Here is a 23,828-nt window from a genome sequence, read left to right on the forward strand (position 1 = left end):
CAGATTGCTCAAAACCGTGGACATGGCAACGGCCCGCACTCTTTCCTTTGCGTTGCGAAGCGAAAACGAAAGGAGACGGGACCGTTGGACCTTGATGCTCTCACCAAGCTCGACAGCGGGCAACGGATTCTGCTGTACGGGCGGTGTGCGGAGCAGTCCGGCTAGTGCTGTGACCGGGAAGGTTCACCGGGTTGCTGGTCGCGGTGGCGGGGCAGCCGGGTGCAGGTTGGATGTTGCTGTGACGTTCAACCGGAGTGGGGAGGCTCGGTGGCACAACCGGTCAAGGTCCGCAGAGTGACCGATCAGGAGGGGCAGAAGCTTCAGCGGATCGTGCGACGGGGCAGTACCAGCACGGTGCGTTGCCGGCGAGCGATGATGCTGCTGGCCTCGCCCGCCACGGGGTTACCTTCCAGCGCACCAAGACCTGGAGGGAGTCCGGGGACCCGGACTACGACGCCAAGCTGGACCGCATCGAGTACGCGCTCACCCATCGGCCGGACCGCACCTTCGCCTTCGACGAGTTCGGGCCGCTGGGTATCCGCCCCACCGCCGGATCCTGCTGGGCCCCGCAGGGGAAGCCTGACCGGCATCCCGCGACCTACCACCGCACCCACGGAACCACCTACTTCCACGGTTGCGCCTCGGCCGGCGACGACACCTTGTGGGGCGTCAACCGCCGACGCAAGGGCATCACCCCCACCTGGGCCGCACTACCGACGATCCGAGCGGCCCGTCCGGACGGAGCTCCGATCTACGTGATCCTGGACAACCTCTCCGCCCACAAGAATTGGCGGATCAGGAGAGGGGCGAAGAAGAACAAAGCCGAACTGTGCTTCACCCCGACCAACGCCTCCTGGGCGAACCCGATCGAGGCGCACGTCGGACCCCTTCGGCAGTTCACCCTCGCCAACTCCCGCCATCCCAACCACACCTTCCAGACACGGGAGTTGCACGCCCATCTGCGCTGGCGCAACCAGAACGTCCGGCACCCCGACATCCTGGCCGCCCAACGCCGCGAACGCGCCCGGGTCCGCAGTGAGAAGGGCATCCGCTGGGGTGGACGCCCCCTCCCGGCAGCAGCCTGACCGTCTGCCGCAGGATCAGATGTCGCCCTGGACGAGAGCGTGCAGGTGCTCGTCGTGCCATCCGTCCGCGTGCAGCAGGGCGCTGCGCATGGTGCCTTCGAGGGAGTAACCGGCCTTGTCCGCTACACGGCAGGATGCCGGGTTGGCCACCGAGTGACACAGCCGCAGGCGATGCAGACCAAGGTCGTTCAGGGCCCACGCGCTGACGCTTTTCGTGGCCTCGGCCACCACACCGCCCCCGCGCGCTGCGGGAAGGATCCAGTAGACGATCTCGGCGCTTCCGCCGGTGAGGTCGATGTCGCCCCATCCGATCAAGCCCAGGGCCTCGCCGCCCGGTCGCGCAATGGCCCAGATCGCGCTCAGCTCGGCCTGCCACCGCTCGCGCATGCGTTCAATCCGGCGGCGCGCGTCTTCCGATGTCTCTACCAGCAGGCGGTTCCACTGGCGAACCCCGGGATCCTGGCCGGCGGCGACCAAGACGTCGGCGTCGGAGAGACGCCAGGAACGCAGCTCCAGGCCGCTCGGAAGGCCGAGCACCGGCTGATCCATCTTGGCCATCCGGCCTGCGGGAACGACTGCTGGCATGGGTGAGCTGGAGATCATCGCGGCATCCTGCCATAGCCGCCGGCCGCGAAACTCTCACCCCACCATCAACCCGGCGAACCTATGTGGTCACAGCACTAGGTGTGCTGTCCGGACAGGTTGGTGACGCGGCTGGTCGAGAGCGTGGCGCCGAACGTGCTGCCCGTCGCGCAAGGCGCCGGGCGTGACGTACAGCCGTCACGGAATCGAGTAGTACTGCCCGTATGACGGCTCGACGTCACGCTCGGCCCGGTGCTGTCCGTTCTCGGGTTCTGGCTCACTTTCCGTGGTGCGGTCGCGCTGAGCAACCTGTTAGGGCCAGGAGCACTGGATGACTAGGCTCGCGCCATGAGTGGACCGGTGTTGGTGATCGAGTTGGCGATGCCGGCTCTGGGGCAGCGTTCGCGGTCGTCGGTCCAGGAGGTGGGCAGATACAGCCGGCGGTCGATCAGCGTCCGGCCGGATGAGGTTGCGTCGCATCGGGGTTGTGAAGCGATCCCGGGCGGGCCGGCTCCCCTGCTCCGAGGTCGTGGGTCCTACCCGCATCGGGCCACGCGTTCCGCGGCCAGGCAGGTACGAACCATTGCCACCCGGACCGTCGGGCCGCCGATGCCGCACTTGATGACGTAGAAGAGGAAGATGTTGGTCGAGGTGACGGCGAGCGCGTACACGTAGACGTCATGAAGGATCTGCACGTAGAGGCAGGCGCCGATGGTCAGCACGGCCGTGGCGTAGAAGAGTGAGGTCGGTACCCACTGGGCGAGCGCGGAGAGCCCGGTGATCTTGCCGTCGTCGCTGGGGAGCGTACTGAGACCGAGCCGCCGGGAACGCGCGATGACCGCGCGGACGTAGGCGAGGGTCAGGAAGTTCGCGAGCCAGGTCAGGCACTGCCCGATCGCGGAGTTGAGCGGCCACCAGCGGGGTTCGACCAGGGTGATCGCCAGGACGAGCAGGCAGGGCACGACGGCCATGATCCGGATGATCACCTCGGTCGCCAGGGCCAGCCGGCTCAGCGCGCCGGCCCGCCACCCGATGGCGAGCGGCGTGAGGCCGGAGAACAGCGTCTGGTAGTACTTCGGCGCCGCGATGGCGTAGGAGAGCCCGACCATCCGGGCCGGGAGGTTGGCCCGCCAGTCCGGCAGCCGGTAGTCGCTGTGCCGCCACGAGTCGACGATCGGGAAGCCCTTGGAACCGCCGTCGAGGTGCTGCACCAGCTCCACCAGCTTGTTGCCCCAGTCGAGGTCGAAGTCCCGCAGCAGCCAGGTGATGACGGTGGAGTTCGTCACCGCCCAGATCAGCGCCGACACCAGCGACCAGGCGAGCAGCCAGTTGGTGAAGGGCCTGCGGTACCCCTCCGGGCGGCCGCTCTGCTGATGGTGCATCCGCCACAGCCGCCACTCCCGGCCCGGATCCCCGGCCAGCGGGCGCAGCAGCTCGCGCAGCGCCCGCCAGCCGGTCTCGACCCGCAGGTCGGACTCGCCCTGCTCGGCAGCCTGCACCGTCTCCAGCTCCGCCAGAAACCCGCTCTTCAACTCACCGAAGGAGAAGGCATGTTCCGTACCGGTGCCGAAGAGGAGCAGCCGGCGCGCCGGATCGGCGTCGATCAGATCCTCGATGAAGCGCGCCAGCTGCACGGCGCGCATATAGAAGATGTCCGGGACCACACCGTCGGTGCTCGCCCGTCCGGTGCCGAAGAGGATCAGCAGCCGGCCGAGCGAGTAGAGGTCGGCCCGGGCGATCTCGCTGTCGCCGGCCTTGACCTCCGGGGCGATGTAGGAGGACTCGGCGCCCGACGTTCCGGTGATGGTGTGGGTGTAGAGGTAGTTGCGTCCGAGGTCGATGAGTTTGAAGGCGCCGTCGGCGTCGGACACGATGATGTTGGACGGCGAGAGGTCGGCGTGTACGCCTTTGATCCGGCCGTGTACGGGGGCGTCCCGGGCGATGCGCTGCAGGTCCTCCAGCGCCTCGAAGAGCAGCACCCCCTTCTCCCTGAGCCGGTCGAGCCGGAGGGAGAGTGCGCCCGCGCCGGCAGTCTCCGGCTCCCACTCCTCGCGGGCGAGTTCCGCGAGCGTCCTGCCGGCGATGAAGTCCATGAGGATCCAGCTGTCGAAGCTGGCCCAGACGCGTACCAGATGCCGGGAGCCGGTGGCGGCGGTGCCGTACGTCTCGGCGTAGTCGCGCGTGGCGTGGGTGAGGGTCCTGATCCTGGTGAACGGGTACAGGATCAGCTTGAGGGCGAACTCCGGGCGGGTGCCGTGCACGGTGCTCGCGGTGCTGCCGCGCAGGATCATCGAGGTGCTGCCGTGCCGGTGGAACCTCAAGTTGCCCTGCATCGCCCGCCATTCGCGCTCGGCGGGCTCCACCGCCGCGTCCGCGCGACGCCGGCCGGGTCGCGGCTGCGGGTGGTAGATCTCAGCGATGACCTCCGCGACCGCGTCCTCCGTGACGAGTACGCCGCAGACGGCGCCGCAGTCATGGGTCAGTGCCCGGCCACCGGGGCCGGGGTCGGGAGAGGGCTGGGGGAGCGAGCGCTGTGCCTCGGATTCGGCGAGACCGAGCAGGGTCAGCAGGTACAGGCTGATGAACCCGAAGAGCGGGGCCAGGGTCGCCCGGCGCCGTTCGCTCTGTGCGCGGTATCCCAGGCACCAGTCGGTCAGGCGGGAGACCGTGGCCTGTCGGCCGGCGAGTCCGAACCGGCTGTCGAAGGTCCGCTCGTCCGGCGGTATGTCCTGCAACAGGCGCCGCCATGACGTGAGGCGGCGGGTCCGCTGACGGGCGGTCTCCGGCCCGCCGTCGGCGGTCAGTTCCAGCAGCTCCCGTAGCTCCGCCAGGTGCCGGTCGCTATACCCCCTCAGTTCGCCCAGTGCCGCGAGTAGCAGGTCCGGCGTCGCGCCTCGGTTCTCCATTCGCGGTGTCCACCACCATCAGTCTCGGCATGGCACGGATGCTTCCCCGGCGGATCAGCTCGGCCGGCCTGCCCTCGGTGGCGCAGAAGGCGATTCCGTACGCCAGCCGCGCGCTGTCGAGGAGCCGGCGCTGGTCCAGCTCGTGTCGCTTGAGTTCGGGCATCCAGGGCAGCGGGGCCAGATCGAGAACGTACGGGGCACCGGCCGCGGGGGACGTACGCATCCGGCGCAGCCAGTCCTGGTCGCGGTGCTTCTGACGGATCGCCGCCAGGTAGCCGCTGCCGAGACCGGGGCGCATCCGCTCGAGGTGCAGAGAGGTGAAGCGGTGCAGCAGGGAGAGCCCGCTGTCCGCCGACCGCATCGGGCGCGTACTGAGGGAGAGGATGTGTGTGCAGCCGTCGTCGACCGCTAGCCGGAACGGCAGGGCGGTGAGCACTCCGCCGTCGACCGCACGCCGCCCGTCGGGCGTCGGGACCGTACCGGGCAGGGCGATGGGCAGCCAGGCGGAGGCGCGCAGCGCGGCCTTCAGGTCCTGGCGGGAGGCGAAGTCCCGCAGTACGACGGTCCGCAGGGCATCGACATCGGTGACCGGGACGGCCAGCGGTATCGCCGACCCGAGAACCGCCTCGTAGTCGAGGGGCTTGACCCGTTCCATGACGCGGTCGAAGGAGTACCCCAGGTCCAGGATCGGGCGCCGGCGCAGCGCCCGGGAGAAGTCCACGAACTGCTTGGTCGTCAGGTCGTCGTAGTAGATCGACAGTGGGTACCAGGTCTCCCCGGCGAGAAAGTAGGCCCCGTTGATGCCGCCGGCGGAGCAGCCGTACACCACGTCGAAGGCGTTCTTGAAGCCGTAGTCCTCAAGCTGGGACAGCATCGCCGCGGAGATCACCCCCCGCATGCCGCCGCCCTCTACGGCAAGGGCCACGGTCGCCCCGTCGTTGCGCCGGCCCGGTAAGCTCCCGGAGTCCCGTCGGGCACGCAGGATCGCTAATACAGGATGCGCCGCATCCCAGTATTCAAGCCCGTTCTTGGCATCACCGGCCTGCATGGCACCCCCGCAGGATCAGGCCCCTGATCTCCCGTCACCACACGCCGGGTAATACCCTGCCAGACGCGAGGTATCTCCGGGAAGCCCTGGGCGCCGCTGAGATCACCCCATTCTGCGGGACCGGGCTCGCGTGCCGGATCTTCTCCGTTCGGCGGAAATTCCTGCGACGCCGTCATCGCCGGCCTCAGCCCGCCCTGGAACTCCGGCGTTGTCGAGGGACACGTCAACCGCATCAAGATGCTCAAACGGCAGATGTCCGGCCGTGCCGGCTTCCGGCTTCTCCGAAAGCGCGTTCTCTTCGTGTGACGGACAGTCACCATGTCACGGAGAGCGCGCCAGGACCGTGAGTCGTCGATAGAGCCAATCGTGCAGTATCCCTGAGCCGGACCATGCCGGGCGTTCCGCACGGTCCCCGTCACAGCACAGCAAGTCATGGAGGGCCGTGACGGGACGGTCGCTGTGCCGGCGTCCCCGGCTGGTTCCGGGCCGGGGGGCCGGAAGGTATCCGGACGAGGAACATCCCGTGCATACGGGGAAGTTATGTCAGTGACAGGGGGCACACTGAGAGCAAGCTGACGTGTGAGCCCGGGGGAGTGCGATGGACATCAGGTTCGAGCTGATCGGTCCGGACAGCCGGCAGGAACTGCGGTCGCTCTACACCTGGCTGTGCGACGACCGTTCGCTGCGCGGCCGGATCCCGATCGAGCCGGTGCGCGGACCGGCCAGGCCGGACGAGATGGGCGGCGACCTGGAGGCCGTGCTCGCGCTGGTGTCCACGCTCGCGACGCTGGCGCAGCTGCCGTTCTCCTACGCTGCTTGGCGGGACGGGCGCAGGCCTCGGTCCCAGGTCATCATCCAGGTCGTGGGCGCCATGCCCGGGGAACTGGAAGCGGTCCGGGAGGCCTTCCCGGACGTCTCGGTGCGGCCGATCGCCGGGGACGGTCAAGAGCCGGAGCCGGGTCCAGGTACGGAGCAGGAGGCGGGGAGGTGACCGTCGACGCGACGACGGAGGACACGGGCACCGAGGACGCACTCGGGATCGACGCCGCGCGCTCGGCCTGTGTCCTCATCGGCGTCGACCATTACTCCGAACTCGAACCGCTGCGCAGCGTACGGCACAACCTCACCGAACTGGCTGCCGCGCTGACCGACGAAGCGATCCTGGGTATCCCCGCGGAGCGGATCACCACGGTCCGGAACCCGGAGTCCGCGGCCGCTCTTGTCGGCCCGATCCGCGCGGCTGCCCGGGTGGCCGCCGACACCCTGATCGTCTACTACGCGGGGCACGGCCTGCTGGACCGCGCGGAGGAGGAGCTCTACCTCACCCTCCCCGACTCCGTCGAGGACCAGCCCGAGACGGCCGTCAGCGACTCCTACATCCGCCGCGCCATGCGCGATCACGGCTCCGCCGAGCGCCGGGTCCTCCTGCTGGACTGCTGCTACAGCGGCCGGGTCCTCAAGGGCGGCATGTCCGTCGCGGACCGTGGCGTGCGGGCATCGGGGAAGACGCTGAAGGGCGTGCGCGGCGCCTATGTGATGACGTCCACGTCAGCGGACCGCAAGTCCCATGCTCCTGATCCCCGCCGGTGTACGGCATTCACCGGTGAATTCGTGGGCGTACTGCGCGAGGGCGTGCCCGACGGGCCCGAGCTGCTGGGGCTGCACGCGATCTTTGAGGCGGTCCGGGACCGGATGGCCGAGCGCCGGTTGCCGCAGCCGCAGGAGCCCCAGGACCGGGACGAGGGCGGGGTCGGCCTCCTGCCGTTCATCCGCAATCTGGCGATGGTGCCGCCCCCGAGAGTCACGGACCCGCCTGTTGCGCCGCGCGTGCGCATCCCGCGCCGCGCGCTGGCGGCAGGCGCCCTGGTGCTCGGCCTGGTGGCAGGACTCGCCGCACCGCCCGTGTGGCAGTGGGTGCGGGAACTCCGTCCCCGCCTGCCGGGCGGCGCCTGCTCGCCGCGGGCCACCCTGCTGAGCTACTCCGACGCGCTCGACAAGCAGCAGGCGTCGGGCGAGACCATCGGCGGCCTCTCCGCGCTCGCGCTCACCGGGCCCGGCCGGGCCCTGGCCCTGACGGACAATCAGACGGGGCGGGTTTTCCCGCTGCGCCTCGGTTCACCGGAGAAGCTCCGCCCTGAGGCCCTGACCGCCAAGACCCTGCGCACCCAGAGCGGCACCAAACCCTCCGAGTGGTTCGACGGCGAGGGCCTGGTCGTCGAGCGCGGCGGAAAGACGATCCTGGTCGCCTCGGAGTCCGGGCCCGCCATCCGCCGCTTCAAGATGGCCACGGGCACACAGGTGGGCGCCGACCTGCCCATTCCGCCCGAGTTCCGGGCGAGCCCGCAGGGCCAGGGACAGGCCGGGCGAACGATCGAGTCGCTGACCGTCTCCCCGGACGGGAGGTATCTCTACGCCGCGATGGAGGGCGCGTTGGCCAAGGACGGTGACTCCCGCGGCCGCAACATGCTCCGCATCCAGCGCTACGTCGGCACCCCGGGCGGCGCCTACCGCCTCGACCAGCAGTACGCGTACCAGGCCAAGGAGGGCATGTACCTCGCTGAACTGGTCGCGTCCGCCGACGACCGGCTGCTCGCCCTGGAACGGCAGTACGTGGACGGCGTCGGCAACGCGATCCGGGTCTACGACGTCCCTCTCAAAGGCGCCCAGCCCGTGGACGCGCGCAAGGCGCTCTACGACCAGCCGGCCGATGTGTTCGTCGAGCACAGTCTGCTCTTCGACCTCGGGCAGTGCCCTGCCGGTGATCCCGGTGTCGTCCCCACCCACTCGGGACGGATTGTCAGTCCGCTGCTGGAGAACGTCGAGGGAATGGCCCTCGGCGCGCCGTGGACCACTGGCCCGCACAAGGGCCAACGTCCGCTGTACCTCGTGTCGGACGACAACACCAACAGCGAACAGACGACCCGTCTGTACGCGTTGAGCGTGCAGCTCCCCTGAGTTCGCCCAGGCAACCCGGGCCGGTCCGATGGGTGCGGTGCGACCGGGTGTGCCCGGTGCAAGAAGGAGGGGCTGTCGGAGTGCCTGCCATGTTCCGGCCTGGCATGACCGTGTAGCGGCTTGGAGATCATCCCGGGCGGTCTGTGGAACGTCGAGTCCGGCCTCCGCGGCCTCGTCGGCCGCGTCGGCGCCCTCCACACCTGGGACGCGTATCGGGTCGTGATCAATGAGCATCGCAGCTTCCGGGGCGGGTGCCCGTCTGGGGTACGGGGCCCGACGATCTGCGCCTGCGCCGTATGGGCGCGAGGGACCAAAAGCGATGCCGCAGGCAGGCAGCGGCGGGGCCCGAGGGCGCCGGCTGCGTGCCCGCCGGGACGGTGTGTCAGACCATGGCGAGCCGGTCCACCAGCAGCTCTGTCCTCCGCTCGGTGTCCTCCGGCGGCAGCCGTCCCGCCCGGGTCAGGGTCGCCAGCCCGTGCAGGGACGCCCAGAACACCTCGGTGAACAGCCCCGGGTGGACGCCGTCCCCGGCGACCTCGCCCAGGTTCTCCAGCAGGGCGGCGAAGGCGTCCTTGAGAGGTTCCGGGGTGTCCTCGTCCGCGAACGCCAGGCCGCCGTCGAGCTGGAACATGGCGTCGTAGACCGCCGGGTTGCGTTCGGCGAAGTCGAGGTAGGCGCGGGCGAGGGCGGCGACCCGCTCGCGCGGGCTGTTCGCGCTGGTGGCCGCGGCACGCACCGCCGCGGCCATCTCGGCGGCGCCCTCGAGGGCAACGGCGCCGATGATCTCGCGCTTGCCGTGGAAGTGGCTGTAGAGGACGGGCTGGCTGTATTCGATGCGCTCGGCGAGCCGGCGAGTGGTGACCGCGTCCCAGCCCTGCTGCTCGGCGAGTTCGCGGGCCGTCGCCAAGATGAGGCGTTCGCGGGCCGCCCGTTCGCGCTCCTTGCGTTCCTGTACCGACATGATTCGATCCTAGCACCGCTAGACAAGCAAGCGGCAGCAGCACTAGCATTGCCACATCAGCTAGCAGTGCTAGATGTCAAGAGGAGCCATCATGCTCAACGCACTCCAGGTCTTCACCACCGTGGTCGTCGGCGTGATGGTGGGGGTGGAGTTCTCCGTCGCCTTCGTCATCACCCCGATCCTCAACGCACTCCCCGGCGACAGTGGCCAACTCGGCCGCGCCCACGGGGGCCGGATGCTCGGCGCCGTGATGCCGGTCTGGTACGTCACCTCGCTCGCCCTCGTCGCGATCTGGGCCATCGCCGGATGGCACCACCACGGCACCGGCCTCATCGTCACCTCCGCCGCGCTGCTGCTCCTCAGCGTGATCATGTCGATCCTGCTGCTCGTCCCGATCAACAACCGGGGCAAGGCCTGGACCCCTGACAACCGGCCCGCCGACTGGAAGCAGCAGATGAACCGCTGGGACCGCTTCCACTACGTCCGCGTCGCCGTCATCATCGCCGCCTTCACCCTGCTGGTCGCCGCCCTCACCTGAGCCCGCGGGCTCACCCGCCCGGTCGTCAGCCGCGACACCAACACCCTCGAACTCCGCTGGTATCCCCAGGACGTGGGCCCCAGCGACGGACCGATAGCGAGAGGAAGTACCGAAAATGGCCAAGCTGCAGAGTCTCGACCCGCACACGCCGATGTTCGCGCAGTTCAAGGAGAAGACCGGGCCCATCGTCCTGGCCAACACCTTCTTCGTCCCGAAGGAGAGGACTGAATGGTTCCTGGCCCTCTTTCGCAGGCAGGCCGAGTTCATGAAGGCTCAGCCGGGATTCGTCTCCCTGCAGATGCACAAGGGAACGGCGGACAGTCAGCTTCTGATGAACGTCGCGGTCTGGGAGTCGACCGAGGCGCTCGCCACGGCGTTCGGCAGCCCGGAGTTCCAGCGCATGGCGGCCGAGTTCCCCGACGACATCGTGTCGTACCCGCACATCTTCGAGCAGATCGACGTATGACACGGCAGTTGCAGTTGCAGTTGCAGCCGCGTCCGTGCCGCCTGACCAGGCCCCGTACGACGCACCAGGCTCACGAAGAGCCGCAAGGAGAAGCAGTGTCGTTGAAGAAGATCAACACCGTCCTGGCCGCCGCCTTCATCCTCTTCATCCTCTGGTTCGGGACGGAGTTCATCCTGAGCCCGGAGACGACGGCGCCGGGCTACGGCCTGCCGAGCTGGCCGTCCGGCGACGGCGACGGCTTCCTGATCATCAAGGGAATCCGCGACGTCGTCTTGGCTCTGGTCCTGGGCATCCTGCTGGTGACGGGCCACCGCCGGGCGCTGGGCTGGGCGCTGCTGGTGGAGGCCCTCGCCGCGTACGGCGACATGACCAACGTGCTGGCCCACCACGGCTCCGTGGCCACCGCGCTCGGCGTCCACTGCCTGACCGCGACACTGATGGTGGTCAACGGCCTGCTGATAATGCGCGAGACCCGCAAGGTCTCGGCCGCTCCCGCGACGCCCGCCCCGCAGCCTGCCTGACCCCCGGTCAGGGCCGCCGGCGGTGCCAGCGAAGAAGCTGGACGAGGCAGTTCGGGCCATCGATGGCGCTCGTGCCGAGCTGGAGAACGCGTTGTACCGGGAGCATCCTGAGATGGCGCAGACGTCGTTGTACTACCCGCACTCCGAGGATCGGGACCGCGCGTTTCCAGATCCGCGGGGGGCTTAGGCCGCGCATTTGGTCGTGATCAAGGAGTGGTCTGGGTGAGGTCCTTCATCCAGATCATCGAGGCTCGAAGGGGGAGTCCGGCGAGGTAGCTCTCGGGCGTTTTGTCGAAGCGTGTGGCGATGCCTCGCCAGGCCTTCAGCTTGTTGATCAGGCGCTCGACGGTGTTCCGCTCCTTGTGGAGATCGGTGTCGTGGCTGACGGGCCGGCCGCCCCTGCGGCCCTTCCTCTTCCGGTTGGCGGCCTGGTCCCTCTTTTCCGGGATGACTGCCCTGATGCGGCGTTTACGCAGGTGGGAACGGTTGCCGCGGGATGAATAGGCCTTGTCCCCGGCGACTGCACCGGGCCTGATGCGGGGGCGACCGACGGGCCCACGGACCCGTACCTTCTCGAGCACGGGGATGAACTGCGGGCTGTCCGCGGCCTGCCCCGCGGTCAGGATGAACGCCAGCGGGCGGCACCTGCGGTCGGCGGCGAGGTGGACCTTGCTGGTCTGCCCGCCCCTGGAGCGTCCGAGCAGAGCGGCTTTCAGGCGGAGTTTGTGTCGGCGTCGGATCCGGCGCCGCTCTGCCCGCCCCGGGTCGTATTCGGCTTCCCGCCCGTCTTGTCCTTCCGGGCCGCCCCCTAAGCCGTACCACCACACGCCGGGACTACACGCTCCCCCACGCCCCAGGTCTGCGGGCCGCCGCCCTGCCAGTCGATCAACAGCCCGTTGGCGTCGACCTGGTCCGGGTCGAGCCCCGCACGCCGTAGGGACTGCGCGAGATCCCGGAGCGTGCCGTGCCGCCGCGGGGCCGGGGGAGCCAGCTGGGGCGCGTCGTTCGGATCATGGTGTCCCGGCCCTCCGGACGGCAGCGGCTACGCGAGCGGCAGGGTGCTCTCCTCCTGCTCGTCGGACGCTCGTGCGAATCCGTCTGTCAGCCTTCCCGGATGAAGCCCTCCCGCACCAGCCAGTCCTTCGCCACCTCGTGCGGGTCCTCCCCGTCCACGTCCACCCGCGCGTTCAGCCGCTGGGCCTCCGCCCCCGTCAGCCGCTTGGTGATCGGGGTGAGGAGGTCGGTGATGGCGGGGTACTTCTTCATTGTGGCGCTGTTCATCTCGGGTGCCGCGTTGTAGTTGGGGAAGAAGTGCCGGTCGTCCTCCAGCACCTTCAGCTTGAGTTCGGGAATGCGGCCGTCGGTGGTGGCCGCCACGCCGAGGGCGCAGGCCGCACCCTCGGCGACCTGGGTGTAGACGACGCCGTCGTCCATCTTTTTGAAGTTCCCGCGCCGGAGGGCGAATCCGTACGTCTTCGCCACGCCCGGCAGGCCGTCCTCGCGCACCGAGAACTCGCTTCCGCCGCAGATCGTCGCCGCGCCCGGGTCTTGCTTCGTCAGACGTGCCACGTCGGAGAGTGTGCGCAGCCGGTACTTCTGCGCATTCGCCTGGTTCGCGACCAGCGCGTAGGTGTTGTTGAGCGGGGCGGCGGGCAGCCAGGTGATGCCGTTGCGGCGGTCCTCCTCGCGTACGGCCTCCCACTGCTCGTACGGGTCGACGACCTGCTTGGTGTGACCGAGGTAGGTGATCCAGGCCGTGCCGGTGTACTCGTACATCCCGTCCGCCGCACCGGACTTGACCGCCTCGCGGGCACCGATCGAGCCCTGGATGTTCGTCCGGTCCAGGACTTCCGCGCCGGCCGCTTTGAAGACCAGCCCCATGATCTGGCCCAGGACGATCTGCTCGGTGAACTCCTTTGAGGTCACGGTCAGTTGGGCGCCCTCCAGCGGTCGCCCCTTCCCGATGGAGCCGGGCTGCACCGAGTCGGCCAGCGGGCTGCCGCTGGTCAGTCCGCAGCCGCTCAGCCCTGCGGCGGCGAGCAGTAGGGCGCCCGCGCCCGCGACGGCCGTCCGTACCCGGGCCAGGCGCATCAGTCCACCTCCAGGCCGCGTGGGCGTAGCAGCAACTCGACGAGCGTCCCCGGCCAGTCCATGATCAGCGCCATGGCGACCGTCAGTACGGAGCCGAGCACCAGCACCGGCATGCGCTGGTTGGTGATGCCGGAGGAGACCCGGTCCCCGAGTCCTCCTCCTACGCCGAAGGTGGCCGGCGTCGCGGTGCCGACGTTCAGCACGAGCGCGGTCCGTACGCCCGCCAGGATCCGGGACGGCCAGGGGCAGCATCTTGAGGGTGGTGGTCTTGCCGTAGCCCGAGGGCCCCACAAGGATCACGGGTTCGCCGGCCGCTTCGTCCCGCTTCACGTCCTCCACGGCCGCGGCTTGGCTGTCCGGACAGCGCTTGGTGAGGTTGTCCCGCCGGATACTCGCGCTGGCGGCGGCCGGCCGGCCGGGCCCGGCGGATCGGGCGGATCGGGCGGTTCCGTCCGGGTCCGCGGCGCCGGACGTCGGGGAGGTCGGTTTGACGATTTCGGCAGAGTCAGCCACGGATCCCCCGTGAGATGGTGAGCCGTCCGATCAGCACGTACCCGGCGTCGAACGGCATGGCTGGGACGACGATTCCGAGCGTCCCCGACAGTACTGCGTTGAGCGTGTTCGCACTGCCCAGGCTGGAGATCCCGCGGAAGATCTGGTTGCCGAGCCCGAGCCTGAGCCCGAGCCCGAGCCTGAGCCCGAGCCCGAGCCTGAGCCCGAGCCCGAGCCCGAGCCCTGAGGCAAAGGCGGCGATCGCCGCGATGCCCATCAGCATCCGGGTCGACACCCGGACACCGGTGAGGATCGGCGGCCGGGCGAGGGGCGGTTCGACCCTGAGCAGCTGGGCGAACGTGACATCCCTATGCCCTTGGCGGCCCCGACGAGGGCCGGGTCGACTCCGCGTAACCCGACGACCGCGTTACGGACCACCGGCAAAGTCGGCGGCCTGCCGCCCTGGCTGCCATGTCGCAGTCGGTGCCCGCGCTGGTCGGCCGGAATCGGGATCACCGAGTCCAACTGGGGCGACGTCCAGGTCGGCGTCGTACTCAGCGGCCGTGCGCAGCTTGTACTCCGGGGAGAGACGGCGGCGGGCCGGTCTCGGTGCCGGGTCCTCAGACTCGGCTATCGGGCCGTTCGTTGCTGGTCATACGGGGGGACTCCGGTCTCGCCCGGGAAAGGCAACCCGGCATACCGGGTGTCTCGCTGCAGACCGACGGGGAGGGGGCGGTGAGCTCAGCTGAACGTGCGTCGGTAGGTCTGCGGGCTGACGCCGGTCGTGCGTTTGAAGCGGTCGCGGAAGGTGGTGGGGGAGCCGAAGCCGACCTGGCTGCCGATGCGTTCCACGGAGTGCTCCGTGGTTTCGAGCAGGTGCTGTGCCTGGCGGATGCGGGCTCGGTGGAGCCATTGGAGCGGGGTGGTGCCGGTCTGGTCGCGGAACCGCCGGATCAGGGTCCGGGTGCTCGTCCCGGCCTGCTCGGCGATGTCGGCGAGGATGAGGTCGCGGGCCAGATTTTCCCGCAGCCACGTGAGCAATGCCTCCAGCTCGGAGCCCTGTGGTGTGGGTGCGTGGTCGCAGACGATGAACTGCGCCTGCCCGCCCTCCCGTTCGAGAGGCATCACCGACAGCCGGGCGGCGTCGGCGGCGACAGCCGAGCCGTAGTCACGGCGGATCATGTGCAGGCACAGGTCCATGCCCGCGGCCGCGCCGGCCGAGGTGAGGAACTGGCCGTTGTCGACGTAGAGGACGTTCGGGTCGACGTCGATGTCCGGGTGGGTGTCGGCCAGAAGCCCGGCCGCATGCCAGTGGGTCGTCACGCGCAGCCCGTCAAGGAGCCCGGTGGCGGCCAGCGGGAAAGTGCCTACGCAGATGGAGGCGATCCGTGTGCCGCCGGCAGCGGCTGACCGCAGCGCGTCGCGCACGGGGGAGGGGAGTGGGGCTGTGGGGTCGGTGATGCCCGGCACGATGATCGTGTCCGCGTCCTGGAGGCCCTGCAGACCCCAGGGGGCGCGCAGGGTGAAGGCTCCGGCGTCGATCTCGTCGCGCTCGGCGCACACCCGGATCTGGTAGCCGGGCCGCCCGTCGGGCAGCCGGGTCCGCGAGAAGACCTCGATCGGGGCGGAGAGATCGAACGGGATCACCTGATCCAGCGCGAGAACGGCAACGGTGTGCATGGCCGGAACCTATCTCCTCATCGGCTTGACGACTCCGGACCGATATCCGGGCAGCTTCATGTCACCGCGGTGCTGAGCATTCCGGAAGCCCTTGGCACTATCCCGTTGAAACCTGTCACTCGTGCCACTGGGCGATCACGGCGACAGCCGGTTGACTTCGGAACGTCCGAGAGAAATCGACACCCGAAGGAACACTCATGCACATCCAGGTTGTCCTGTTCGACGGCTTCGACCCGCTCGATGCCATCGCCCCCTTTGAGGTCCTGAACGCCGGTGGCTCGGCGTCGGACGGTGCGGTGACCGTCGAGCTGGTCTCCGCGGAGGGCCCGCGTGAGGTGATCAGCGGCGCCGGAGGGCTGACACTGCGCGCCACCGGCGCCCTCGACCTGGAGCGCGCGGACATGCTCCTGGTGCCCGGCGCCGCCGGCCGAGTCGGCGAACCCGGCGAGGTTCCGGAAGAAGAGGTGGGCGGCGCCGGTGAGTGGAAGCAGGACGAGTTCATCCCGGTGCTGCTGGGCCGCACGCTGACCACCGGGCTGCCCGCACTCCTCAAGCAGGCAATGGACGACCCGGACATCACGGTCGCCACCGTCTGCGGCGGCTCGCTCGTCCTGGCCATGGCCGGCCTGCTGGAGGGACGCCACGCCACCACCCACCACATGGGCCTCGACATGCTGGACGCCACCGGCGCCCACCCGGTCCGCGCCCGCGTCGTGGACGACGGCGACCTGATCACCGGCGCCGGCGTCACCTCCGGGCTCGATCTGGGCCTGTACCTGCTGGAGCGCGAGGTGGGCCCCCGCGTTGCGCACGCCGTCGAAGAGCTCTTCTCCCACGAGCGGCGCGGCACCGTCTGGCGCGCCCAGGGCCCAACGCCCGCCACCCTCTGAACACTCGGCCCCCGCCCTTCGCGGGCCAGTCGCTCACCCTCCCCCTTGCACAGGCAGGAAGAACATCAGCATGTCCGTCGAAGGCACCTGGAACCTGTCCATCTCCACCCCCATCGGCACGATGAAGGCCGTGGTCGAACTCCGTGAGCAGGACGGCGTCCTGACCGGCGTCGCCCACGGAGCCGGCGAGGAAGTACCGCTGAACGACGTCGCCCTCGACGGCGACCGGCTCACCTGGAAGCAAGCCGTCACCAAGCCCATGCGGCTGAACCTGGCGTTCGACGTGACGGTCGACGGCGACACGCTCCAGGGCACCTCCAAGGCCGGCCGCCTTCCGTCCTCGAAGGTCACGGGCGAGCGCCGGACCGCCCCGGAGCACCAGGCGTGACCAAGCTCCTCCTGTCGCTGCATGTCCTGGCCGCCATCATCGCCGTCGGCCCGGTCACCGTCGCCGCGAGCATGTTCCCCGCGACGCTGCGCCGCGCCCTCGGCGACTCCGGCGACGGCGACGCCCAGACGACCCTGCGGACGCTGCACCGCATCTGCCGGGTCTACGCGGGCATTGGCATCGCGGTTCCCCTCTTCGGCTTCGCCACGGCCAGCAGTCTCGGTGTCCTCGGCGACGCCTGGCTGATCACCTCGATCCTGCTGACCGCGGCGGCCGTCGGTGTACTGGCCCTGCTGATCCTGCCGGCACAGGGCCGGGCTCTGGCCGAGACGACGAGTTCCGCCTCGCCGTCGCCGGCGCCTACCCCGTTGACACCGGGTCGTCTCGCCATGTTCACCGGCATCTTCAACCTGCTCTGGGCCACAGTCACCGTACTGATGATCATCCGTCCCGGCTCCACCACGGGAGTGTGACCGTGCACCTGCGGTCTCCGCGCCATCTGCGCATCGCGGCTCACGCCGAGCTGGTCTCGCTGATCGTGATGCCGGCCAACGTGTTCACCGTCCACCTCAAGCCCATCTCGTCCTTGATGGGCCCCACCCACGGCTGCGCCTACCTGTTCGTCGTGATCGCTACCTGCCGGCTCACACAGGCCCCGGCCGCCGCCAAGGTCCTGGCCGTCGTTCCGGGCATCGGCGGGCTGCTCGCGCTGCGACAGCTCGACCACGTCGAGGCGGGGCGGGACACGGGCAGCAGGAGGATCACCCCGAGCACTCGGAGATGATCTTCACGGAAAGACGGCGATCAGGTCCTGGTAGCAGAACTGTGGTCGCCACCCACCGGATCGGCCGGCCCGGGGAGGGCGGACGGCTCCGAGGGGCGCGCTACCGGTCCGGGCCGGCGGTCCCGGATCAGCTTGGCGCAGACGTAATATCCCATTCCGCCCACCACGAGCCCGACGAGCCAGGAGAGGTCGGCGCCGCCGAGGAAACCCACCAGGGGGCCGACGTACATGCCGCTGTCGATGAACAGCAGTTCGGCACCGATCGACGCGAGGTAGATGAGCACAGCCCACCAGGTGCAGGCCCCGTAGCGGCCGTCCTTCGTCAGGAGCGCGGGAATGTCGTAGTGGCCCCGGCGAACGACGTAGTAGTCGACGAGGTTGATCGCGGACCACGGCACCAGTAGAGCCAGCACGAACAGGGTGATGTTCTGGAACGTCGCCAGCAGGCTGCCGCCGGCCAGGGCGGCGAGCACGCTCGCGACCGTCGCGAAGCAGGTCACGAAGATCGCTCGTGCCGCAGCGGTCGAGCGCACCCGGCCGTCCGCGGATACCGCGCTGAGCACGGTGAGGAAGGCGCCGTACGGGCCCTCCGCGCCGGCCGGAACCAAGCCGAGCAGCAGCGCCGCGACCAGCAGCCCGCTGACCGACGGAAAGCGGCCGGCCAGGAACCCGATCGCGTCGGAGTTCACCGCGGCACTGTTGACGGCCGCGGCCATGGCTCCGATGATCATGGTGCCCGCGCCGCCTACGGCCGAACCGAGGTAGGTGTAGGTGAACGTCACCCTGGTCGGCGTGTCCTCGGGTAGGTAACGGGAGTAGTCGGACACGTAGGGAGCCCAGGTGACCTGCCAGGCTACGCACACCGATATCGCCGAGACGACGGCGCCGACGGAGTGCGTGGTCGCACCGGACGGGTGGCTGGGCAGATGCGGGACAAGCCACACGAACAAGGCGAGAAACGCCACGCCCGAGATCACCGCGACGATCCGGCCGGCGGCGTGGATCAGCCGGTATCCCACCAGGGGGATCAACAGCAGCACCAGGTTGAAGAGCACAATGCCTGCGATCTTGGGCACATGGGCCCAGGTCGCGATCGCCTGTCCGGCGACGAGGCTGCCCTCGACGGCGAAGCCGAGATACATCAACACGACCATGGCGGAGGGCAGCACCGCGCCGTAGAAGCCGAACTGGGCGCGGCTCTGCACCATCTGTGGAAGACCGAGTTGGGGCCCCTGCGCGGAGTGGTAGGCCATGAACAGCCCACCGACCAGGTTCCCCACCACGATGCTGATGATCGCCCAGGTCAGATCGAGTCCCATCCCGATGGTCACCGCACCGGTGATCAGGGTGTTGATCTGCACGTTGGTGGAGAACCACAGGGCGAGCTGGTGCCACGGCTTGCCGTGACGCTCCGCGGCCGGAATGTGTTCGATCGTTCGCCGCTCCAGCGCGAACGGCGTCTGCCGCTTCATCGTGCCTCCCGGACGCCGTGCCCGGTCCCGGCGGCCGCGGCGATCGAGGCCAGCGCCGCGGCGTGCTCGGCACGGGCGTCCCGGGGGTGCGGGAGGCTGGAAAACTTCACGATGACGACGTCTCGTTCCGGATCGAGCCAGAGGTACTGGCCGAAGATGCCGATCCCGAAGAGTGTGCCCGCCGAGTCGCCGGGGATCCACCACTGGTTGCGGTATGTGCCGTTGGGGTGGATCGACCCGAGGTCGCGGTCGGGCAGCACCGCCGCCTGGCCGCCCCGGCGCGTGGCGTGGATCCACTCCCCGGGAATGACCTGATGGCCGTCGGCCATGCCGCCGTCCAGAACGCACCGGCCGAACCGGGCGAGATCGCGGGCGGTGGCGCCGATTCCGGCGCAGGCGTACGGGGCGCCCGCCGGATCCAAGGTGACCACGGCGTCGTGCTCGGCACCGATACGGGACCAGACCCGTTCGCCGATCACGTCCGGATAGGGCTGCCCGGCGGCGCGCTCCAACACCCAGGCGAGCACGTCGGTGGTCGCCGAGCAGTACTGGAAGCGCCGCCCGTGCGGGCCGTCGGGCTCCAGGCCGGTCAGAAAGGCCCGCACACCGTCCGGGTCCCCGTCGTGCTTGGGCCGCCAGCCCGCCGCCCGGTCACCGGTCTGCACCTGCGACTGCGGATCGTCGTAATCCTGGCGAAACCGCAGCGCCGCGGTCATGTCCAGCACCTCGCGCACCGTCGCCGTCCCATACGCCGACGACGCGAGTTCCGGAACGTATGTCTCCACCGTGGCCGATACATCCAGCACCCCGTCGGCCACCAGACATCCCGCGGCCATGCCGGCGATCGACTTGGAGATCGACATCAGCGCGTGCCGACGGTCCGGCGCCGCCTCGCCGTAGTAGCGCTCGAACAGCATCTCTTCGCCGCGCAGCACGACGATCGCGTCGGTCGCCGTCCGGGCAAGGAACTCAGCCACCGTCGAGGAGCCTTCGGCCGTCGCGATCACCGCTTCGTCCAGCTCCGTCCCGGCCGCGGCGAACCGACGGCGGCCGGCCCGGCCGCGCGGGATCACCGCGGTGCCGAGCAGCCGTTCCACATGATTGAACGCCCAGCGGTTGGCCGGCGGTTCGAGCCAGTTTTCGGGCGTGGCCGGGCTTTCGAGGGGTGGCTGAATCGATGCGCTCATGGGTGCGGATCTCCTGGCCTGGATGACGTGTGGGGGGACCACAGCGTCGCGAACCCGAACCATGCTGTCCAATACTGATTGTTGCCCTGTCTCCATGCCCGTTCGGCATACTGCGACCCGTGGAGATCAAACGTTTTCGCTACTTCCTTGCGGTCGTTCATGCCGGCACCGTCACCGGGGCGGCGGAACGGCTGCACATCGCGCAGCCGGCGGTGTCCCGGCAACTGCGCCATCTGGAGACCGAGCTGGGACTCGTTCTGTTCGACCGGATCGGGCCGCGACTCCGGCTGACGAGCGCGGGGCGGGAGTTCGTCGCGGTCGCCGAGGACCTGGTCTCCCGAGCCGACCGGATCGACTCCGTGGCGCGGCACATGGCGCGCGGCGGGCTGTCCCGCGTGGTCGTGGCCGCCGCCCAGACCACCATCAACGAGGTGCTCGCACCGTTCGTCGCGACCCTCACCCCCGACGATCCGTTCATCTCGGTGCGCGAGGTCCCCGCGGACCAGATCCAGACCACCGTGCGCGAACAGGCCGATCTCGGCATCGCCGCGGGGCCGGCCTGCGATCCGATGCTGGCATGGCGCCCACTGACCGACGTTCCCCTGCGCGCCTACGTCGCCCCCACCCACCGGTGGGCCACCCACGGCCGACGCACCATCACGATCTCCGAGCTGGTCACCGAAGAGCTGCTGCTGCTGACCCGGGAACACCCGGTACGAGCTGTCCTCGACCAGGCCGTGTCCGAGGCGGGCCTGACCTACTCGCACGTGACGGAGACCAGCAACGCCCTGATGTGCGAGGCGCTCGCGGCCGGCGGCTATGGCGTCGGCGTCGTCACCGACATGCCCCGGTTCGGCGGCTATCCCCTGCTGATCGACACCGCCGGGCCCACCACCCTGCGCCTGCAACTGCGCGCCTGCTGGCCGCCGCACCACTACGCCGCCGACGCACTCACCAGCGTCCTCGACCGCCTCGCCGAGTTCGCCGCCACCCATGTCCACGACACCGCATGGCAGACGTCACCCAACAGCCACCGTGACCCGTGAGCCTCGGCGAGATCGCCGGGCGTCATGGAGGACGATTCCGTATCATCGGCCGCTGCTCGGCGCGGAGTTCCTGGCCGCCACAGGCGGTGACCTGACCCGCTACGCGAGCTCCGACCGCCTGGCCGGCCTCGCCGGAGTCGCCCCGGTTCCACGTCTCGCGCACATCGCGGTGCATCCCGGAGCCACAACTCGACACGTCGCCCGAGCTGTTGGCGCCTCCCAAAGCAGTACTGCACCAGTCGCAGTGAGACGCCTGCCTCGGCGGCGACGTCGCGCATACCGACCGCGTGCAGACCCTGCCGCCCTGCGACCTGGAGGAGTGCTTCAGCGATCCGGGCGCGGCGTTCATCGTGATCCACGCGCTTGGGCATTCATGGTTTCTCCGGCCGTGGTTGGGGTGGTGAGTTGAGTGTTCGCCGTCCGGTTCGGCCCGGACGGCACCTTTTCATGATACCGCCGTATCAACAACATGGTACGGTCGTATCACGAAGAGTGGATCTCACGGAGGTGCCCATGCCCGAAGACACGACCCCAGCACGCCGTGACGTAGGCCGCTACGTCAACGACAAGCTGCGCGACCGCTACTTCGCCGCCTGCGACGTGCTCTACGCGAAGGGCGCACCGATCCGCTCCGAGACCGACGTGGAGACGAGTTTCGGGACCACCCACGTGTACCGGTACGGCCCCTCGGACCCGGCGGCCGAGTCACGCACGCCCGTCGTCCTGATACACGGGTCAGGTGGCTGCTCCGCACAGTGGTATCCCAACACGGTCGCGCTCAGTGCTGACCGCCCCGTCTACGCCATCGACACTCCCGGCGATCCCGGCCGCAGCATCCACCGCGAGCCGATGTGGCAGCCCGAGCGGGCCGCCCAGTGGATGGACGAGACCCTCGGCGCCCTCGGCCTCGACAAGGTCCACCTCGTCGGCTCCTCCTACGGCGGCTGGCTCGTCATCAACCAAGTCCATCGCCGGCCCGAACGGCTCGCATCTGTCACCGCCCTCGACCCGGGCGGGCTGCAGAAGGTGGGGCTGCGCTTCTTCGTCTGGATCTTCGCCAGCCTCTTCGCAACTTTCGCCCCCAAGGCACTCCGCCCGGCCCTGGCGAAGTGGCTGGAACAACCGGTCGTCTCCGACCGGGACCTGCGCGTCTGGATCCATGCCGGTGTGAAGGCCTTCCGGATACGCCGTCCCGCTCCGCTGCCGCTGTCCGACGCCGAGCTGGGCTCCATCCGGACTCCGTTCTACCTGATCATGGGCAAGCGAAGCCTGCTGGTGCACCCGAAGCGTCAGCTGGAACGCGTTCCTCGGGTGATCCCCGGCGCCCGCGCCGAAATCGTCGCCGCGACCGGACACGGACCGCAGATCGACCACCCCGACCTCGTCAACGCCCGGATGCGGAGTTTCATGGCGGGCATCGACTCCCTCCACCCTGCGACGACCCGGGACGTCACAGACGCGTAGCCGGTGGACCGTCGGGACCACTCGCGGGCCGTTGAAGCGATAGCAGAAGGCCGACGGATACGGGGTGCCGCTGAGCACCCACAGAGCCGGGCGGTCGGATGCTGTTGCGGTCCCGTCGCGGGCCCCTGAACCAGGACCGGTCCCGCGGCCTGGTGGCGGCCTGCGAGGCTCTGCAAGGACCGCAGCTCCGGTGTGCTTGCCCGCGTACATCGCGGCGTCGGCGCCCGGCTGGAGCCGTCGTGCCGAGGACGTCGGGGGAGGCCGCGCCGTACCGGCTTGGGGCTGGGGCAACGGCTTCGTTTTACGTCGCCGCAGACACCCGCGCCACCTCCAGGCCTGCGGCAATGCCGCAAGGTCGCGTGGTGGATGCGCCACTGTGGCTGCTGTGGGCGTGGGGGAACCGATTGACCGGGGTCTCGGAGCTGGTGAACATCACGATGCGGGTGGAGACAGCCGGCGGGCCGTGGTGCGACGGCGGCCCACCCGCCGGAGGCTGGAGGCATGAGCAGCAGCTCGCCCCCGAGGGCGGTGTGGACCGGATCGGTAGCGTTCGGCCTTCTCCCCAGCGGCCTGAGCGGCGTCCGTGACACCCGCCCGCCGGGGCTGCAGCCCGGCGGGCGGCTGGACGGCCGCGCCGTCAGCCGAGGGTGACCGAACCGCCCTTCACGTTCACCTTCGCGGGCGCCAGTCCCTTGGTGGCGGGGCCCTTCTTCACGCTGCCGTCGGTGATGTCGAACTTGCTGCCGTGGCACATGCAGTTGATGGTGCCGCCGGTGACCTCGCCGACGACGCAGCCCGCGTGGGTGCAGATCGCGGAGAACGCCTTGATGTCGCCGTCCTGCGGCTGAGTGACGACGACCTTGTCGGCTTTGAAGATCTTGCCGCCGCCCTTGGGGATCTCCGATGTCTTGGCGAGGATGGTGCCGCCGCCCCCACCGGCGGCGTCACCACCCGCCGCGCCGTCGCCCCCACCGCTCGCCCCCGAGCTGCCGGCCTGACCGCCGCCCTCGGCCTTGGAATCGCCGCTCCCCGCGTCCTCCATGCTGCCTCCGCAGGCCGCGAGTGCCGCGGTCAGCCCGGCCGCGCCGACCGCCGCGACGACGGTTCGCCGCGCCGCCCCGCGACCTGCCGTCGCCTGCCCGGTCTCCTCCGTCGCGGCCATCGCTTCGGTCTCCGTCTGCTGCGACGCTGCCTGTCGAGCCATCGTGTGCCTCCGGTTCATGGTGGTGCCTGCGGTGCGCGTGGTACTCCGTGCTCCATGGACGTTGCACA

The 23,828-nt window shown here is 69.5% G+C and carries 20 protein-coding genes and 6 pseudogenes; 12 read left to right on the plus strand and 14 right to left on the minus strand.

Annotated elements, in window-relative coordinates:
- Positions 1-267: 267 nt before the first annotated feature.
- A pseudogene (locus OHS81_RS32490) lies at positions 268-1,085 on the plus strand (transposase).
- Positions 1,086-1,100: 15 nt separating this feature from the next.
- Here the strand turns inward: OHS81_RS32490 and OHS81_RS32495 are convergent.
- The 4 genes and pseudogenes from OHS81_RS32495 to OHS81_RS32505 form a co-directional block, all read right to left on the minus strand.
- Positions 1,101-1,688 (minus strand): GNAT family N-acetyltransferase, encoded by a 588-nt coding sequence (locus tag OHS81_RS32495; RefSeq protein WP_328389189.1) that lies wholly within the window; start codon positions 1,686-1,688, stop codon positions 1,101-1,103.
- A gap of 317 nt (positions 1,689-2,005) precedes the next feature.
- Positions 2,006-2,140 (minus strand): annotated as a pseudogene (locus OHS81_RS37530) (IS701 family transposase); the annotation flags it as partial.
- Between the two features lie 63 nt (positions 2,141-2,203).
- Positions 2,204-4,573 (minus strand): hypothetical protein, encoded by a 2,370-nt coding sequence (locus OHS81_RS32500; RefSeq protein ID WP_328389191.1) that lies wholly within the window; start codon positions 4,571-4,573, stop codon positions 2,204-2,206.
- Positions 4,509-5,498, minus strand: coding sequence for a patatin-like phospholipase family protein (locus OHS81_RS32505; RefSeq protein WP_328389193.1), 990 nt, complete (start codon positions 5,496-5,498; stop codon positions 4,509-4,511). Before OHS81_RS32505 ends, OHS81_RS32500 begins: the two co-directional genes overlap by 65 nt.
- Positions 5,499-6,219: 721 nt before the next feature.
- Between OHS81_RS32505 and OHS81_RS32510 the strand changes: the two genes are divergently transcribed.
- Together OHS81_RS32510 and OHS81_RS32515 are read left to right on the plus strand one after the other, a co-directional pair.
- Positions 6,220-6,612: an effector-associated constant component EACC1 gene (locus tag OHS81_RS32510; protein ID WP_328389195.1), complete on the plus strand. Its 393-nt coding sequence runs from the start codon at positions 6,220-6,222 to the stop codon at positions 6,610-6,612.
- The gene (locus tag OHS81_RS32515; protein ID WP_328389197.1) at positions 6,609-8,576 is read left to right on the plus strand and encodes a caspase, EACC1-associated type; all 1,968 of its coding nucleotides are present in this window, start codon (positions 6,609-6,611) and stop codon (positions 8,574-8,576) included. Before OHS81_RS32510 ends, OHS81_RS32515 begins: the two co-directional genes overlap by 4 nt.
- 382 nt (positions 8,577-8,958) lie before the next feature.
- On the opposite strand, the gene OHS81_RS32520 is transcribed toward OHS81_RS32515, so the two are convergent.
- Positions 8,959-9,537 (minus strand): TetR/AcrR family transcriptional regulator, encoded by a 579-nt coding sequence (locus OHS81_RS32520; protein WP_328389199.1) that lies wholly within the window; start codon positions 9,535-9,537, stop codon positions 8,959-8,961.
- Between the two features lie 91 nt (positions 9,538-9,628).
- On the opposite strand from OHS81_RS32520, the gene OHS81_RS32525 reads away from it, so the two are divergent.
- The 3 genes from OHS81_RS32525 (at position 9,629) to OHS81_RS32535 (ending at position 11,062) form a co-directional block, all read left to right on the plus strand.
- Positions 9,629-10,075: a DUF1772 domain-containing protein gene (locus OHS81_RS32525; protein WP_328389201.1), complete on the plus strand. Its 447-nt coding sequence runs from the start codon at positions 9,629-9,631 to the stop codon at positions 10,073-10,075.
- Positions 10,076-10,190: 115 nt separating this feature from the next.
- The gene (locus tag OHS81_RS32530; protein ID WP_328389203.1) at positions 10,191-10,541 is read left to right on the plus strand and encodes an antibiotic biosynthesis monooxygenase family protein; all 351 of its coding nucleotides are present in this window, start codon (positions 10,191-10,193) and stop codon (positions 10,539-10,541) included.
- 95 nt (positions 10,542-10,636) lie between these two features.
- Positions 10,637-11,062, plus strand: coding sequence for a DUF4267 domain-containing protein (locus tag OHS81_RS32535; RefSeq protein WP_328389204.1), 426 nt, complete (start codon positions 10,637-10,639; stop codon positions 11,060-11,062).
- 206 nt (positions 11,063-11,268) lie between these two features.
- Here OHS81_RS32535 and OHS81_RS32540 read toward each other — a convergent pair.
- The 5 genes and pseudogenes from OHS81_RS32540 to OHS81_RS32560 all read right to left on the minus strand — a co-directional run.
- Positions 11,269-11,823: pseudogene (locus tag OHS81_RS32540) on the minus strand (IS5 family transposase); the annotation flags it as partial.
- 340 nt (positions 11,824-12,163) lie between these two features.
- Positions 12,164-13,153, minus strand: a complete 990-nt coding sequence (locus OHS81_RS32545) for a glycine betaine ABC transporter substrate-binding protein (RefSeq protein ID WP_328389205.1) — start codon at positions 13,151-13,153, stop codon at positions 12,164-12,166.
- A pseudogene (locus OHS81_RS32550) lies at positions 13,153-13,411 on the minus strand (ABC transporter permease); the annotation flags it as partial. The gene OHS81_RS32545 and the pseudogene OHS81_RS32550, both read right to left, overlap by 1 nt.
- Before the next feature lie 247 nt (positions 13,412-13,658).
- A pseudogene (locus OHS81_RS32555) lies at positions 13,659-14,089 on the minus strand (hypothetical protein); the annotation flags it as partial.
- Between the two features lie 297 nt (positions 14,090-14,386).
- Positions 14,387-15,325, minus strand: coding sequence for a GlxA family transcriptional regulator (locus tag OHS81_RS32560; RefSeq protein ID WP_328389207.1), 939 nt, complete (start codon positions 15,323-15,325; stop codon positions 14,387-14,389).
- A 197-nt stretch (positions 15,326-15,522) separates the two neighbouring features.
- Between OHS81_RS32560 and OHS81_RS32565 the strand changes: the two genes are divergently transcribed.
- The 4 genes from OHS81_RS32565 to OHS81_RS32580 all read left to right on the plus strand — a co-directional run bounded on the left by OHS81_RS32565 (position 15,523) and on the right by OHS81_RS32580 (position 17,387).
- The gene (locus tag OHS81_RS32565) at positions 15,523-16,215 is read left to right on the plus strand and encodes a DJ-1/PfpI family protein (RefSeq protein ID WP_328389209.1); all 693 of its coding nucleotides are present in this window, start codon (positions 15,523-15,525) and stop codon (positions 16,213-16,215) included.
- A gap of 70 nt (positions 16,216-16,285) precedes the next feature.
- Complete coding sequence (locus OHS81_RS32570) at positions 16,286-16,603, plus strand: hypothetical protein (RefSeq protein ID WP_328389211.1); 318 nt, start codon at positions 16,286-16,288, stop codon at positions 16,601-16,603.
- A complete protein-coding gene (locus tag OHS81_RS32575) occupies positions 16,600-17,076 on the plus strand; it encodes a DUF2269 family protein (RefSeq protein WP_328389213.1) in 477 nt (158 codons plus the stop codon). Before OHS81_RS32570 ends, OHS81_RS32575 begins: the two co-directional genes overlap by 4 nt.
- A gap of 2 nt (positions 17,077-17,078) precedes the next feature.
- Positions 17,079-17,387: a DUF3817 domain-containing protein gene (locus OHS81_RS32580; RefSeq protein ID WP_443058799.1), complete on the plus strand. Its 309-nt coding sequence runs from the start codon at positions 17,079-17,081 to the stop codon at positions 17,385-17,387.
- 20 nt (positions 17,388-17,407) lie between these two features.
- Here the strand turns inward: OHS81_RS32580 and OHS81_RS32585 are convergent, their stop codons facing one another.
- Entirely contained in the window at positions 17,408-18,859 is a 1,452-nt protein-coding gene (locus OHS81_RS32585; protein ID WP_328389217.1) for a purine-cytosine permease family protein, read from the minus strand.
- Positions 18,856-20,046, minus strand: a complete 1,191-nt coding sequence (locus OHS81_RS32590; RefSeq protein WP_328389219.1) for a serine hydrolase domain-containing protein — start codon at positions 20,044-20,046, stop codon at positions 18,856-18,858. Before OHS81_RS32590 ends, OHS81_RS32585 begins: the two co-directional genes overlap by 4 nt.
- A gap of 119 nt (positions 20,047-20,165) precedes the next feature.
- Here OHS81_RS32590 and OHS81_RS32595 point away from each other — a divergent pair, with 119 nt between their 5' ends.
- A complete protein-coding gene (locus OHS81_RS32595; protein WP_328389221.1) occupies positions 20,166-21,092 on the plus strand; it encodes a LysR family transcriptional regulator in 927 nt (308 codons plus the stop codon).
- 203 nt (positions 21,093-21,295) lie between these two features.
- Here the strand turns inward: OHS81_RS32595 and OHS81_RS32605 are convergent.
- A pseudogene (locus OHS81_RS32605) lies at positions 21,296-21,463 on the minus strand (TetR family transcriptional regulator); the annotation flags it as partial.
- 142 nt (positions 21,464-21,605) lie between these two features.
- Here OHS81_RS32605 and OHS81_RS32610 point away from each other — a divergent pair.
- Positions 21,606-22,556 (plus strand): alpha/beta fold hydrolase, encoded by a 951-nt coding sequence (locus OHS81_RS32610; protein ID WP_328389223.1) that lies wholly within the window; start codon positions 21,606-21,608, stop codon positions 22,554-22,556.
- 637 nt (positions 22,557-23,193) lie between these two features.
- On the opposite strand, the gene OHS81_RS32615 is transcribed toward OHS81_RS32610, so the two are convergent.
- Positions 23,194-23,718 carry a Rieske (2Fe-2S) protein gene (locus OHS81_RS32615; RefSeq protein WP_328391577.1) on the minus strand — a complete coding sequence of 175 codons (525 nt, stop codon included), beginning with the start codon at positions 23,716-23,718 and terminating at the stop codon, positions 23,194-23,196.
- Positions 23,719-23,828: the final 110 nt, after the last annotated feature.

The sequence above is a fragment of the Streptomyces sp. NBC_00400 genome (assembly GCF_036048035.1).
Classification (GTDB): domain Bacteria; phylum Actinomycetota; class Actinomycetes; order Streptomycetales; family Streptomycetaceae; genus Streptomyces.